The sequence below is a fragment of the Actinotalea soli genome, assembly GCF_017565425.1.
GTDB classification, from domain to species: Bacteria; Actinomycetota; Actinomycetes; order Actinomycetales; family Cellulomonadaceae; genus Actinotalea; species Actinotalea soli.
On the sequence record NZ_JAGEMK010000003.1, the window covers coordinates 348,726 to 362,341 of the forward strand.

Genomic DNA, 13,616 nt, shown 5'->3' on the forward strand with positions numbered 1-13,616 from the left:
GGTGAGCGGGCCACCGCGCCAGGGCACGCACCGTCAGCCCGGCGACGGCTGGCTCGACTGCGCCTGCGGCGCGCAGCACTGGGGCCTGCTCGGTGCGGCGGGCCTGCTCCTGCACCGCCGCACCGCCGCGGGGGCGCAGGTGGTCCTGCAGCACCGGGCGACGTGGAGCCACCACGGCGGCACCTGGGGCATCCCCGGGGGCGCGCTGGCCCCAGGGGAGACCGCCGTCGAGGGGGCCGTCCGCGAGGCGACCGAGGAGGCCGGGGTCGACCCCGAGGCCCTCGAGGTGCTGGCCACCCGGGTCCTGGACCACGGCACCTGGGCCTACACGACGGTGGTGGCACGGGCCACCGGCGTGCAGAACCCTCGCGCGACAGACCCCGAGAGCCTCGAGGTCCGGTGGGTCGACGTCGAGGAGGTCGCCACGCGCCCGCTGCTCCCGGCCTTCGCCGAGGCCTGGCCGGCGCTGCGGGCGCTGCTCGACTGAGCCGCCTCGGGGCTCAGGCCCCGGGCCCGCCGCTACGCCCGGCGCTGGTGCAGCACCCGCGCGACCTCCGCGATCGAGCCCGAGAGGGACGGGTACACCGTGAAGGACTGCGCGACGTCGTCGGCGGTCAGCCGGTGGCTCACCGCAAGGGTCAGCGGGAAGATCAGCTCCCCGGCCCGCGGCGCGACCACCACGCCGCCGAGCACGATGCCCGTGGTGGCGTGGGCGAAGATCTTGACGAACCCGTCCTTGATCCCGAGCATCTTGGCGCGCGGGTTCCGGGCCAGCGCGAGGGAGGTCGAGACGTACCGCACCCCGGACTCCTCGAGGGAGGCCTGGGAGGCACCGACCGTGGCGATCTCGGGGGCGGTGAAGATGTTGGCCGCGACCGTCTCGAGGTCCAGCGGCACGACGGCGTCGCCCAGGGCGTGCGCCATCGCGATGCGCCCCTGCATGGCCGCGACCGAGGCCAGCGGCAGCACCCCGGTGCAGTCCCCGGCCGCGTAGACACCGCGCACGCTCGTCCGCGAGACGCGGTCGACGTCGACGTGGCCCCGCTCGGTCAGCCGCACCCCGGCCTCGACCAGTCCGATGCCCTGCGTGCTCGGCACCGAACCCACGGCCATGAGGCAGTGCGACCCGGTCACGACCTCGCCGCCCTCGAGGGTGACCTCGACCCCGGTGGCGGTGCGCCGGGCGGACACCGCACGGGACTGCCCCTTGACCACCATGCCGCGATCCCGGAAGACGTCCTCGATGACCTGCGCGGCGTCGGCGTCCTCCCCCGGGAGCACGCGGTCCCGGGAGGAGATCAGCACGACCTCCGAGCCGAGGGACCGGTAGGCCCCGGCGAACTCGGCCCCGGTGACCCCCGAGCCCACGACGATGAGGCGCTCGGGCAGCGTGTCGAGCCCGTAGAGCTGGGTCCAGGTGAGGATGCGCTCGCCATCGGGCTCGGCCTCGGGCAGGGTCCGCGGGGTCGAGCCGGTCGCCAGGAGCACGACGTCGGCGTCACAGCGGCGCTCCGGGGCCTCCCCGTCGCTCGGGGTGATGACCACGCACTGGGGCCCGTCGAGGCGACCTGTGCCGTCGACGACGTCGACCCCCTCGTCGACCAGACGGGTCCGGATGTCTGCGGACTGCGCGCGGGCCAGGCGCACCACCCGCTCGTTGACCTGGTCGAGGAGCACCTGGTGCCCGCTCGCCGGGCTGTCGGCGTGCTGCCCCAGGCTGCGGATGCCGAGCTCGGGGGCGCGGTCCGCGATGGTCATCCACTCAGCGGTCGCGATCAGCGTCTTGGAGGGCACCACGTCGGTCAGCACCGTGGCCCCGCCCAGCCCTTGACGCTCGACGAGGGTGACGTCGGCACCGGCACGGCGCGCCACCAGGGCGGCCTCGTAGCCCCCGGGGCCGCCTCCGACGACCACCACCCGCGGGGAGCGCCTGCCGTCCGGGACCTCGGGGGTGGTGGGGGGCTCGGCCAGGCCAGGGGTCGTCGCAGTCACCCGGCCATTGTGCCGTGGGTGGCCAGCCGGTGCTCCGCGGGGCCGATAGCCTCGGGGCATGAGCGCTCACGGAGGAGCCGGCACCCCGGCGATCGACGACCCGACCACCGATCCCCTCGAGGTGGCCCGCGAGGCCGCGGCGACGATCGCCGAGCGGACGGGGGTGACCCAGCACGACGTCGCCCTGGTGCTCGGCTCCGGCTGGGGCGCCGCCGCCGAGCTGCTCGGCGAGACCGTCGCCGAGATCCCGAGCCACGAGATCCCCGGCTTCAGCCGGCCCGCGGTGGCAGGTCACGTCGCGACGACCCGGTCCGTCCGCCTCGCCGGGACCGACCGGCACGCCCTCGTCCTCGGCTCGCGCACCCACCTCTACGAAGGCCTCGGCGTGCGCCGCGTCGTCCACGGCGTGCGGACGGCCGCCGCCGCCGGGGCCCGGTGCGTGGTCCTGACCAACGGGTGCGGCGGCCTGCATCCTGACTGGGCACCGGGCACCCCGGTGCTCATCCGCGACCACCTCAACCTCACGGCCACCTCGCCCCTCGAGGGCGCGACCTTCGTGGACCTCACCGACCTGTACGCCCAGCGCCTGCGGGACGTGGCCCGTGAGGTCGATCCCAGCCTCCCCGAGGGGGTCTACGCCCAGTTCCGCGGCCCCCACTACGAGACCCCGGCCGAGGTCACCATGGCCGGCCGCCTCGGTGCGGACCTGGTCGGGATGTCCACGACGATCGAGGCCATCGCGGCCCGGCACGTCGGGCTCGAGGTGCTCGGCATCTCCCTGGTGACCAACCAGGCGGCCGGCATCAGTCCGGTGCCGCTGTCCCACGCCGAGGTGATCGAGGCCGGTCAGGCGGCTGCGCCGCGGATCAGCCGACTGCTCGCCGACATCACGGGGAGGATCTGACCGTGGCAGACCTGATGGACCCCGACCTGACCGCGACCGTCGAGGCGTGGATCACCGATGACCCGGACCCTCGGACCGCGGAGCACCTCCGTGAGCTCCTCGCCGTCGCGCAGGACGAGGACCCCGAGGACCGCGCGCTGCGCGACGTGGCCCGTGCCGAGCTCGCCGACCGCTTCCGGGGCACCCTCGAGTTCGGCACCGCGGGTCTGCGCGGGGCCCTGGGTGGCGGGCCGAACCGGATGAACAGAGCCGTCGTGATCCGGGCGGCGGCCGGGCTCGTCCGCTACCTCACCGACGCCCTGCCGCCACGGTCGCCCGAGCACGGCTTCGACGTCGCCGGCCCGCGCGTCGTCATCGGGTACGACGCACGCCACAACTCCGACGTCTTCGCCCGGGACACCGCCGCCGTCGTGACCGCCGCGGGGGGGCACGCCCTGCTGCTGCCCGATCCGCTGCCCACCCCCGTGCTGGCCTTCGCCGTGCGGCACCTGGGGGCCGACGCCGGCGTCATGGTCACCGCGAGCCACAACCCGCCGCAGGACAACGGCTACAAGGTCTACCTGGGCGGGCGGGTCGTGACCGACAGCGGTCAGGGGGCCCAGATCGTGCAGCCCTACGACGCCGAGATCGCCGCCCGCATCGCCGCGATCCCCTCGGTGGCCTCCGTGCCGCGCACCGAGAGCGGGTGGACCGTCCTCGGCGAGGAGATCCTCGAGGCGTACCTGGGCGCCGTCGGCGCCCTGGCCGAGCCCGAGACCCCCCGCGAGCTGCGGGTGGTCCTGACCCCCCTGCACGGGGTCGGCGGACGGGTCGCCGAGCTCGTGCTGCGGGGGGCAGGGTTCAGCGACCTGCACGTGGTGCCCGAGCAGGCCGTTCCCGACCCGACCTTCCCGACCGTGGCCTTCCCCAACCCCGAGGAGCCCGGGGCGATCGACCTGGCTCTCGCCCTGGCCCACGAGCTCGACGCCGACGTGGTGCTCGCCAACGACCCCGACGCGGACCGGTGCGCGGTCGCGCTGCGGGACGCACGGACCATGACCCACGCGGGCCCCGGGGACGCACGGGCCGAGGGGTGGCGCATGCTGCACGGGGACGAGGTCGGCGCCCTGCTCGGGGAGGAGGTCGCCCGACGGGTCGCCGGCACGTCCCACGACGGAGGGGTCCTCGCGAGCTCGATCGTCTCCTCGCGCCTGCTCGGCAAGATCGCCGCGGCCCACGGCCTGACCCACCGGGCGACCCTCACGGGGTTCAAGTGGATCTCCCGGGTCGAGGGCCTGGTCTTCGGCTACGAGGAGGCCCTCGGGTACTGCGTGGACCCGGCCCAGGTCCGCGACAAGGACGGCCTGAGCGCCGCCCTCCTGCTCGCCCAGCTCGCCGCGAGGGTCCGCGCCGAGGGCCGCACCCTGGTCGACCTCCTCGACGACCTCGCCCGAGAGCACGGCCTGCACCTCACCGACCAGGTCTCGGCGCGGTTCTCCGACCTCGGGCAGATCCCCGCGACCATGGCCCGGGTCCGCGAGCAGCCCCCGGCGACCCTCGCCGGGTCCCCCGTGGTCGAGACCACCGACCTGTCCCTGGGGAGCCTCGACGGTCCCGAGGGCCTGCCGCCCACCGACGGGCTGCGCCTGGTCGCCGAGGACGGCACCCGCGTGATCATCCGGCCGAGCGGCACCGAGCCCAAGGTCAAGTGCTACCTCGAGGTGATCGTGCCGATCCCGACCGGGCGGGACGGCGAGCCGTCCGACCTGGTCGGGGAGGCCCGGCGCACGGCCCGGGAGCGGCTCGACGCCGTCCGCGCAGACGTCACGGCAGTCCTCGGGCTCGCGGGATGAGCGGCAGCCCGAGGCGCGCGGCGCGGGGTGAGGTGCGAGGAGCTCGGCGCCGCCGCTAGGAGCTCGGCGCCGCCTCGCCCTCGTCGGCGGAGGAGCGCTCGCGGAGCCGCTGCTCCTCGCGACGCACCTCGGCGAAGCTCGCCCGCTCGCGCCGCAGCCATCCAGGCGGGTCGGCCATGAGCGCGTCGAGCTCGGCGGTCGTCAGCGGATCGGTCATGCCGGCACGGGCGAGCCCGCTCGTCGACACCCGCAGCCGCGCCGCGACGACCTGGCGCGGGTGAGGGCCCTCCTTGCGCAGGGCGCTCAACCAGGCCGGAGGGTTCTGCTGCAGCTCGTCCAGCTCGTCGCGGCTGATCACGCCGGCCTGGAACTCCTCAGGGGTCGCGGGCAGGTAGACCCCGAGCTTGGCCGCCGCCGTCGCGGGCTTCATGGTCTGGGGCTTCCGGTTCCGCCGGGGCGCGCTGTCGCTCACCCGCCCAGGATAGGTGCCCGCGCGGCTACCCTGGCCCCAGCCTCACCGGTCCCGCCTCAGATCCTCGCGGCTCGGGTCACGCGAGGGACACGGACGGGACCGGGACGGTCCGGACAGGGGGATGGACGTGGTGGAGGACGGCGACGGGACGACCCAGGCACCAGCGCCCGCGGCCTTCCGGCTCGCGATGGTGCCAGGCACCACCCCCGGTCGCTGGTTGCGGACCTGGGGCGAGCGCAGCGACCTCCCGGTCGAGCTGGTCCACGTCGAGGTCGCCGACCAGCTCACGGCCCTGCGCGAGGGCCTGGCCGACGCCGCCCTGGTCCGGCTGCACGAGCGCCCCGAGGACCTCAGCGCGATCCCGCTCTACACCGAGACCTCGGTCGTGGTGGTCCCCCGCGACCACCTCGTGACCGCGGCCGAGGAGGTCACCGCGCAGGACCTCACCGAGGAGACGCGCCTGGTCCCCGCGGACGACGTGCTCGCCTGGACGGACGGACCGGGCGAGCCGAGCCTGCTCCCGACGCCGCCGAGCACCGCCGAGGCCGTCGAGCTCGTCGCAGCGGGGGTCGGGGTCCTCGTGGTGCCGCAGTCCCTCGCCCGCCTGCACCAGCGGCGCGACCTCGCCTCCCGGCCCGTCGCGGACGCCCCCACCTCGACGGTGCAGCTCGCCTGGTGCACCGACCGCACCACCGAGGAGGTCGAGACCTTCGTGGGGATCGTGCGCGGGCGCACCGCGAACAGCTCGCGCGGACCCCGCCCCACCAGCTCGGACGAAGGCCCCAGCACGCCGGCCACGGGTCGGGGCAGCGCCTCGGCCGGCCGAGGGAGACGCGCCGCGACGACCCGCCGGGGCGGTGCGGGCCGGTCGGGCGGGACCACGGGCCGACGCCGGTCACGCTAGCCCGGGAGCGGAGCACGCACCGCTCCACACCCGCGGCCCGGGACGGGCGGCCGCGGACGGTCCGTCGTCGTCAGTACCCCGAGGTCGCGGCACCGTCCTCGACGGCGGGCTCGTCGAGCCCGTCGAGCACGGCTGCGGTGCCCGAGAGGCCGAGGCGCGTCGCACCGGCGGCGATCATCTCGCGGGCCGCCGCCCCGGTCCGGACCCCTCCCGAGGCCTTGACCCCGAGGCGCCCACCCACGGTCTGGGCCATGAGCCGCACGGCGTGAGCCGAGGCGCCCCCGGCAGGGTGGAACCCGGTCGAGGTCTTGACGAAGTCCGCCCCCGCGGCCTCGGCGGCACGGCAGGTGCCCACGATCTGCTCGTCGCTGAGGGCCGCCGACTCGATGATGACCTTGAGCACGACGGGCGCGGGTGCCGCGGCGCGGACTGCGGCCACGTCGCGCTCGACGGCGGCGAAGTCCCCGGCCCGGGCCGCGCCCAGATCGATCACCATGTCCACCTCGTGCGCGCCGTCGGTGACGGCGCGAGCAGCCTCGGCGGCCTTGACCTCGCTGTGGTGCTTGCCCGACGGGAACCCGCACACCGTCGCGACGAGCACCGGCCCCGCGTCGACCGGCAGCATCGAGGGCGAGACGCAGATCGAGTAGACGCCCAGGGCCTGGGCCTCGGCCACGAGGGCCTCGACGTCGGCCTGCGTCGTCTCGGGCTTGAGGAGGGTGTGGTCGACCATGCGGGCGACCGCTGCACGGTCCAGGGGGGTGGGGGTGGTCATGCGCGGTGCCGTCCGTTCGAGGTGGTGTAGGCGGGCAGGAGGACGTCCTCGACGAGAGCCTCGCGCTCGTCGTGGTGGATGAAGGCGTTCCAGGCGGCTGTGAGCGTCGCGTCACGCAGGTCGACCAAGGACCAGCCCGCCTCCTCGACGAGGCGGGTCATCTCCCGGGTCATCGAGGTGGCTGACATCAGCCGGTTGTCCGTGTTGACGGTGACCGCGAAGCCGAGGTGCGCGAGCAGGGTGATCGGGTGATCGGCGACCGAGGAGGCCACGCCGGTCTGGAGGTTGGAGGTCGGGCAGAGCTCGAGGGGCACCTGCTGATCACGCACCCAGTGCGCGACCTGGCCCAGCCGGGTCTCCGCGATCCCGCTCGGGTCCTCGGCCGTGGGCTCCCCCGGCGTCAGGTCCTCGACGAGCCGCGCGCCGTGCCCCAGGCGCAGGGCGCCGGCGAGGTGCAGGGCGTCGGCGACCGACTCGACCCCCGCCGCCTCACCGGCGTGCACGGTCACGGGGAAGCTCGCCGCGCGCAGCATCCGGAAGGCGCGCTCGTGGCGCCCGGCCGGGTGCCCCGACTCCGCCCCGGCCAGGTCGAACCCGACCACCCCCCGCTCCCGGTTGGCCAGCGCCAGCTCGGCGACCTCCCGGCTGCGGTCGGCGTGCCGCATGGCGGTGAGGAGCTGGCCGACGCGGATGCTGCGCCCCTGCTCGGCGGCCAGCGCGACTCCCTCGTCGATGCCGGCGCCGACCGCGTCGACCACCTGCTGCAGGCTGAGACCTCCAGCGAGGTGCTGCTCGGGTGCGTAGCGCTGCTCGGCGTACACCACGCCGTCCTCAGCCAGGTCGACCACGGCCTCGCGGGCGACGCGCCGGAGGTTCTCCGCGGTCTGCATCACGGCCACCGTGTGCGCGAAGGTCTCCAGGTACCGCTCGAGGGACCCTGCGCTCGCGGTGGCCTCGAACCACGCGCCCAGCTCGGGGGCGTCCGCAGCCGGGAGCGGATGGCCGATCTCTGCGGCCAGCTCGAGCACCGTGCCCGGGCGGAGCCCTCCGTCGAGGTGGTCGTGCAGGACCACCTTCGGCAGTGCGGCGATCTCCTCGGCGGTGGGCGGGGCTGCTGCACGACTCATGGGCACCACGCTACTGCCCGTCGGGCGGGGGCCGGGCCCCGCTGCGACTCCCTCGCCGCAGCGCGGCCCCGTCCCGGTCAGCTCTCGGGGTACTCGTCCGCGTCGTCCTCGGCCAGCACCTGCGCCTGGTCGACGACGTCGGGCTCGTCGGCCTCGCCGCGCAGGTCGGGCCGGGGAGCGGCGGGCTGGTGCTCAGGCTCGACCGGGACCGTCGTCCGGCTCGGGTCGGGGACCTCGGAGCTCTCCGGGGGGACCAGGCCCGCGTCGGCCCAGGTGCTGTCGCCGGGGGTCGTGCTCATGATGGCTCCCTTCACTCGCTCGAGCCTCCATCGTGACGCCGCGGCACCGGGCCCGCCAACGCTGGGCCTAGCGGGGCAGGACGACCCAGGCGCTGTGCCGCCACCCGCCGAGGGCTGCGCTGCCGAGGGCGTCCGCGACGAGACGCGCCCCGGTCGCCGGGCAGGTCCTCCCGCCCGCCGGCTCCCAGACGACGGGGCCCTGCGGCGCGGGCAGGACGAGGACGACGTGCCGCGGCAGCACCGGGGCCGGGCCACGCACCGCCGACCGTCCCCCGCTGTAGAGCAGGACGGGGCCCCCGGCGTCCAGGGCGTGCGCAGCCTGCTGCAGACCCACCGACCCCGTGCCGGTGACGGGCCGGTGGGCGAACCGCAGGCCTACCCACCGCGCGACCGCGGCGGCCCCCCAGGGCGGGGTGCCCCACCGTCGGGGCCAGGGCGGCGTCGGGGGCCGAGCAGTCGTGGTCGCCCGGTGCGCGGCGCGGTGCAGGGCGGCTGCCCGGGCGGTGACCGTGCGGCGGGCGAGCCCGTCCAGCTCCTCCGCGGTGGCCCGCGCGAGCTCAGGGGGCAGGTGCGGTCGACCTCCGGGTTCGACGAGCAGCGTGCCGCTGGCGAGCCACAGCGCGAGCGCAGGGTCCCCGGTGGCCGCGAGCATGGTGAGGACCGCCGAGCCGCAGGTCGTCCCGTCCTGCTGACGCAGGGCAGGGCCGATCCGCAGCGGGTCGAGCACCGCGGCCTGGGTCTGCCGCCCGAGGCCCGACCACACGGAGGCGAGCCCCTCGACCGCCCCGACCGACGCCCCGGCAGCGAGCATGCGGTGGACCAGCCCTCGCGCGGCGGGCGGCAGGCGCTCCTCGGCCGTGTCGACCTGCTCCCGCTGGTCGGCGGGGAGCAGGGCCCGCCGCCGCGCCCCCGTCAGGACCGGCAGGTCCGGCCGGGCGGGGCGTGCGGCGGGCGAGCCCATGCGACCTCAGTCGGGGACGACGCGGTCGATGATGAGGGGCCTCTCCGGGGCGCGCGATCCCTCGGGCAGGATGGTCACCGCGTGGGCGAGCGCCTCGCGGGCCCGCTCGAAGCGCTCCGGGGTGTCGGTGTGCAGGGTCATGATCGGCTGGCCGGCCCGCACGACCGCCCCGGGCTTGGCGTGCATCTCGACCCCGGCACCGGCCTGCACCTGGTCCTCCTTGCGGGCACGGCCGGCACCCAGTCGCCAGGCTGCGACGCCCACCGCGAGGGCGTCGAGCTCGGCCATGACGCCGTCAGCCGGGGCCAGGACCTGCTCGGTCTCCCGGGCCGTGGGCAGCGCGGCGTCAGGGTCTCCGCCCTGGGCCGCGATCATGCGGCGCCAGGCGTCCATGGCCCGCCCGTCCTGCAGCGCGTCGGCCGGGTCGACGTCGGTCCGTCCGGCGCCGGCGAGCATCTCGCGGGCCAGGGCGAGGGTCAGCTCGACGACGTCGGCCGGTCCGCCCCCCGCGAGGACCTCGACCGACTCGCGGACCTCGAGGCCGTTGCCGGCCGTGAGCCCGAGGGGGGTCGACATGTCGGTGAGCAGCGCGACGGTCCGGACCCCGGCGTCGGCCCCCAGGGCGACCATGGTGCGGGCGAGCTCCGAGGCCTGCTCGACGTCCTTCATGAACGCCCCCGAGCCGACCTTGACGTCCAGGACGAGGGTGTCGGTGCCCTCGGCGATCTTCTTGCTCATGATCGAGCTCGCGATGAGCGGGATGGCCTCGACCGTCCCCGTCACGTCACGCAGCGCGTAGAGCTTGCGGTCGGCGGGGGCGAGCCCCGAGCCCGCCTGGCAGATGACCGCGCCGACGTCCTCGAGCTGGCGCATCATCTCCTCGTTGCTCAGGGCCGCGCGCCAGCCGGGGATCGCCTCGAGCTTGTCGAGGGTGCCCCCGGTGTGGCCGAGCCCTCGGCCCGAGAGCTGGGGCACCGCCACGCCGCAGGCCGCGACGAGCGGGGCCAGGGGCAGGGTGATCTTGTCCCCCACGCCACCCGTCGAGTGCTTGTCGGCGGTCGGCCGGCTCAGCCCCGAGAAGTCCATCCGCTCGCCCGAGGCGATCATCGCGCTGGTCCAGCGGGAGATCTCCGCGCGGTCCATCCCGTTGAGGAGGATCGCCATGGCGAGGGAGGCCATCTGCTCGTCGGCGACCACGCCGCGGGTGTAGGCGTCGATCACCCAGTCGATCTGGCCGTCGGTGAGCCGGGCGCGGTCCCGCTTGGCGTGGATCACGTCGACGGCGTCGAAGAGCTCGGGGGTCGTGCTGGTCATGAGGGGCCTCTCAGGCTCGTTCAAGCAGGTCGTCCGGGCCGAAGGCGTCCGGCAGGACCTCGGTCATGGGCTTGATGCCGCTCACGGTGTCCACCAGGAGCGCGGCGCCCCCGTGCTCCCACAGCAGCTGGCGGCACCGGCCGCAGGGCATCAGGGCGTTGCCGTGGCCGTCCACGCACGCGAAGGCGACGAGGCGGCCGCCCCCCGAGCCGTGCAGAGCGCCGATGAGGCTGCACTCGGCGCAGAGGCCGACCCCGTAGGAGGCGTTCTCCACGTTGCACCCGACGACCACCCGACCGTCGTCGACGAGGGCCGCGGCGCCGACCGGGAAGCGGGAGTACGGCGCGTACGCCGTGCTCATCGCCTCCCGGGCGGCGGCCCGCAGGGCGTCCCAGTCCACCGTGGCGGCAGGGTCGGTCATGAGGTGCTCCCGTCAGGACTTGGCATAGTGCGTGCCGTTCGCGGCCGGGGGGCGTACCCGACCCACCAGGCCGGCGACGGCGAAGATGGTCACGAGGTAGGGCGTCATCAGCATGAACTGGCTGGGGATCCCGGTACCGACGATCCCGAGGGAGATGCGCAGCTGCTCGGCGAAGCCGAAGAGCAGCGCCGCCCCCAGGGCACCCTTGGGGCTCCACCTGCCGAAGATCATCGCGGCGAGGGCGATGTACCCCTTGCCCGCCGTCATCTCCTTGCCGAAGGCCAGCCCGGCGCCGATCGTGAAGAAGGCGCCACCCAGGCCCGCGATGGCCCCACCGAGCAGCACGTTCTTGAACCGTGTCGCGTTGACCTTGATCCCGACGGTGTCCGCAGCGCGCGGGTGCTCCCCGACGGCCCGGACCCGCAGGCCCCACTTGGACCGGAAGAGGGCGATGTTCGCGACGATCACCGCGGCATACATCAGGTAGACGATGAGGTTCTGCCGGAAGAGCACCGGGCCGAGCACGGGGATCTCGGAGAGCAGGGGGATCGCGATGCGCTGCAGGCCGGGGGGCTGGTTCCAGCTCGAGGCGTTGACCGTGAGGACCGTCGAGTACAGGAAGCCGGTCACTCCGACCACCAGCACGTTGAGCACCACGCCGACGATGATCTGGTTGACCGCGTAGGTGATCGTGAAGACCGCGAGCAGCAGGGCCACGAGCACCCCGGCGATCGGGGCGGCGATCAGGCCCGCGTAGACGTTCCCGCTGAGCGAAGCCGCGACCGCGGCGAGGAACGCCCCCGCCAGCAGCTGGCCCTCGATCGCGATGTTGATGACGCCCACCCGCTCGCACATCACGCCCGAGAGCGCACCGAAGACGAGCGGTACCGCCAGGAAGAGCGTGCCCTGGAGCAGGCCCGTGAAGGGGATGCTCTCCCCTGCGACCGCCCAGGTCAGGAACGCCAGGACGAAGGCGGCGGCGAAGGTGCCGGCGACCCAGCCGGGGGTGCGCCGCCCCTCCTTGGCCCGGAGCGCCGCGAAGGCCGCCAGGCCGAGGCAGACGAGGGCCAGGACGATCGCCGTCAGACGGGAGGGGACCCCGATCGGCGTGATCTGGAAGAGGTCCGTCCGGGTCGAGACGCTGAAGGTCGAGGAGCCTGGCTGACCGAGCAGGCCGAAGACGACGAGGGCGAAGAGGCCCAGGACCGCGTAGGTGATGGGAGCCTTGCGGGAGCCTGGCGTGGACCCGCCGACGGCGCCCTGGCTGGCAGCCCCTTGGGTGGGTGCGGTGACGGTGCTCATGCCTGCGCCTCCTTGACGGCCGCGGGGCGCGCGGACCGGGGCCTGCTGTTCGGTGCGGGTAGCCGGAAGATCGCCCGGACCAGCGGCGGTGCCGCGATGAGCAGGACGATCACCGACTGGACCACCAGGACGATGTCGATGGGGGTGCCGGTGCGTGCCTGCATGGTCACGCCGCCGGCCCGCAGGGCCCCGAAGAGGAGCCCGGCGAAGAAGACCCCGATCGGGCGCGAACGGCCGAGCAGGGCCACCGTGATCGCGTCGAAGCCGAAGCTCGCCGCGATGCCCGCGGTGAGGTACTTCTCGGTGCCCATCACCTGCGCCGTGCCCGCGAGGCCCGCGAGGCCGCCGGCCACGATCATGACGAGGACGTAGGCCCACTCGACCTTGATCCCCGCGGTCCGTGCGGCGTGCGGGTTGAGCCCGACCGCCCGGAACCGGAAGCCGACGGTGCTGCGGTTGAGCAGCCACCAGACGAAGGCCGTGGCCGCGATGGCGACGAGGAACCCGGCGTGCAGCCGGAAGCCCGAGCCGAGGAGCAGCGGGTACAGGGCCGTGTCGTCGAGCAGCGGGCTGACCGGGTTGGACGAGCCGGGGCGCTGGAAGGCGGGGGTGATCAGCAGGTAGGAGATCAGGTAGACGGCGATGTAGTTGAGCATGATCGTGACGATCACCTCGTGCGCGCCGGTGCGTGCCCGCAGGAAGCCCGGGATCGCCCCCCAGAGGGCGCCGCCGAGGATGCCCGCGAGGACCGCGACGACCACGTGCACGCCGACCGGCAGGTGCCAGGTGAAGCCGACCCAGGCCGCGAAGGTCGCGCCCATGATGATCTGGCCCTGGGCGCCGATGTTGAACAGGCTCGCGCGGAAGGCGAGGGCCACGCCGAGACCCGCGAGGATCAGCGGGGTCGAGACCGTGAGGGTCTCGGTGACCGAGCGGATGGACCGCGTGAAGGTCGCCGACTGACCGTCGAAGACGGCCCCGTGGAACAGGGCGACGTAGGCCTCGGAGACTGCGCTCCACGCGGCGCCGATGAAGTCGGTCGGCCGGGCGAAGAGGTAGCCCGCGGCCTCCTGCACCTGCTCGTCGGCTGCCGCGATGAGCACACCGCCGACCGCGAGGGCGACGACGAGGGCGAGCAGCGACAGCAGCCACGAGCTCGAGAGGATCTCGTGGACGAGGTTCGCCGAGCGGTCCTCCTCGGACCGTCCGACATGCCCGGGCTGACCGGACCCCGTCTGCGCCGGGGCCGCCTGCTCGGCCGAGGTCTGGGCGGTGCCCTCCCGCGCGGCTCCGGGTCGTGGCGCTCCCGGCAT

At 74.8% G+C, this 13,616-nt stretch carries 14 protein-coding genes; 4 read left to right on the top strand and 10 right to left on the bottom strand.

The genetic code is table 11. The features are described 5' to 3' along the window. Window position 1: 1 nt before the first annotated feature. Window positions 2–487 carry an NUDIX domain-containing protein gene (locus J4G33_RS08630; protein ID WP_208055518.1) on the top strand — a complete coding sequence of 162 codons (486 nt, stop codon included), beginning with the start codon at window positions 2–4 and terminating at the stop codon, window positions 485–487. A 32-nt stretch (window positions 488–519) separates the two neighbouring features. On the opposite strand, the gene J4G33_RS08635 is transcribed toward J4G33_RS08630, so the two are convergent. After that, window positions 520–1,992, bottom strand: a complete 1,473-nt coding sequence (locus J4G33_RS08635) for an NAD(P)H-quinone dehydrogenase (protein ID WP_372435040.1) — start codon at window positions 1,990–1,992, stop codon at window positions 520–522. 58 nt (window positions 1,993–2,050) lie between these two features. Here J4G33_RS08635 and J4G33_RS08640 point away from each other — a divergent pair, with 58 nt between their 5' ends. Then, on the top strand, window positions 2,051–2,896 hold the full coding sequence (locus J4G33_RS08640) for a purine-nucleoside phosphorylase (protein WP_208055520.1): 846 nt from the start codon (window positions 2,051–2,053) through the stop codon (window positions 2,894–2,896). 14 nt (window positions 2,897–2,910) lie between these two features. Further along, window positions 2,911–4,728: a phospho-sugar mutase gene (locus J4G33_RS08645; RefSeq protein WP_208055648.1), complete on the top strand. Its 1,818-nt coding sequence runs from the start codon at window positions 2,911–2,913 to the stop codon at window positions 4,726–4,728. Between the two features lie 55 nt (window positions 4,729–4,783). Here the strand turns inward: J4G33_RS08645 and J4G33_RS08650 are convergent, their stop codons facing one another. Beyond that, window positions 4,784–5,158: a DUF5997 family protein gene (locus J4G33_RS08650; RefSeq protein ID WP_208055649.1), complete on the bottom strand. Its 375-nt coding sequence runs from the start codon at window positions 5,156–5,158 to the stop codon at window positions 4,784–4,786. Window positions 5,159–5,321: 163 nt separating this feature from the next. Here J4G33_RS08650 and J4G33_RS08655 point away from each other — a divergent pair, with 163 nt between their 5' ends. After that, entirely contained in the window at window positions 5,322–6,104 is a 783-nt protein-coding gene (locus J4G33_RS08655) for a LysR substrate-binding domain-containing protein (RefSeq protein WP_208055521.1), read from the top strand. A 70-nt stretch (window positions 6,105–6,174) separates the two neighbouring features. Here J4G33_RS08655 and deoC read toward each other — a convergent pair whose 3' ends face one another. The 8 genes from deoC to J4G33_RS08695 all read right to left on the bottom strand — a co-directional run bounded on the left by deoC (window position 6,175) and on the right by J4G33_RS08695 (window position 13,616). Beyond that, on the bottom strand, window positions 6,175–6,879 hold the full coding sequence (deoC, locus tag J4G33_RS08660) for a deoxyribose-phosphate aldolase (protein ID WP_208055522.1): 705 nt from the start codon (window positions 6,877–6,879) through the stop codon (window positions 6,175–6,177). Then, window positions 6,876–8,006, bottom strand: coding sequence for an adenosine deaminase (locus J4G33_RS08665; protein WP_208055523.1), 1,131 nt, complete (start codon window positions 8,004–8,006; stop codon window positions 6,876–6,878). The genes deoC and J4G33_RS08665 overlap by 4 nt, the downstream gene beginning before the upstream one ends. 77 nt (window positions 8,007–8,083) lie before the next feature. Beyond that, window positions 8,084–8,305 carry a hypothetical protein gene (locus tag J4G33_RS08670; RefSeq protein ID WP_208055524.1) on the bottom strand — a complete coding sequence of 74 codons (222 nt, stop codon included), beginning with the start codon at window positions 8,303–8,305 and terminating at the stop codon, window positions 8,084–8,086. 67 nt (window positions 8,306–8,372) lie between these two features. After that, complete coding sequence (locus tag J4G33_RS08675; protein WP_208055525.1) at window positions 8,373–9,266, bottom strand: hypothetical protein; 894 nt, start codon at window positions 9,264–9,266, stop codon at window positions 8,373–8,375. A gap of 6 nt (window positions 9,267–9,272) precedes the next feature. Next, window positions 9,273–10,580, bottom strand: a complete 1,308-nt coding sequence (locus tag J4G33_RS08680) for a thymidine phosphorylase (RefSeq protein WP_208055526.1) — start codon at window positions 10,578–10,580, stop codon at window positions 9,273–9,275. Window positions 10,581–10,590: 10 nt separating this feature from the next. Further along, on the bottom strand, window positions 10,591–11,001 hold the full coding sequence (locus J4G33_RS08685) for a cytidine deaminase (RefSeq protein ID WP_208055527.1): 411 nt from the start codon (window positions 10,999–11,001) through the stop codon (window positions 10,591–10,593). Window positions 11,002–11,013: 12 nt separating this feature from the next. Next, on the bottom strand, window positions 11,014–12,303 hold the full coding sequence (locus J4G33_RS08690; RefSeq protein ID WP_208055528.1) for an ABC transporter permease: 1,290 nt from the start codon (window positions 12,301–12,303) through the stop codon (window positions 11,014–11,016). Then, window positions 12,300–13,616 (bottom strand): ABC transporter permease, encoded by a 1,317-nt coding sequence (locus J4G33_RS08695; RefSeq protein WP_208055650.1) that lies wholly within the window; start codon window positions 13,614–13,616, stop codon window positions 12,300–12,302. The genes J4G33_RS08690 and J4G33_RS08695 overlap by 4 nt, the downstream gene beginning before the upstream one ends.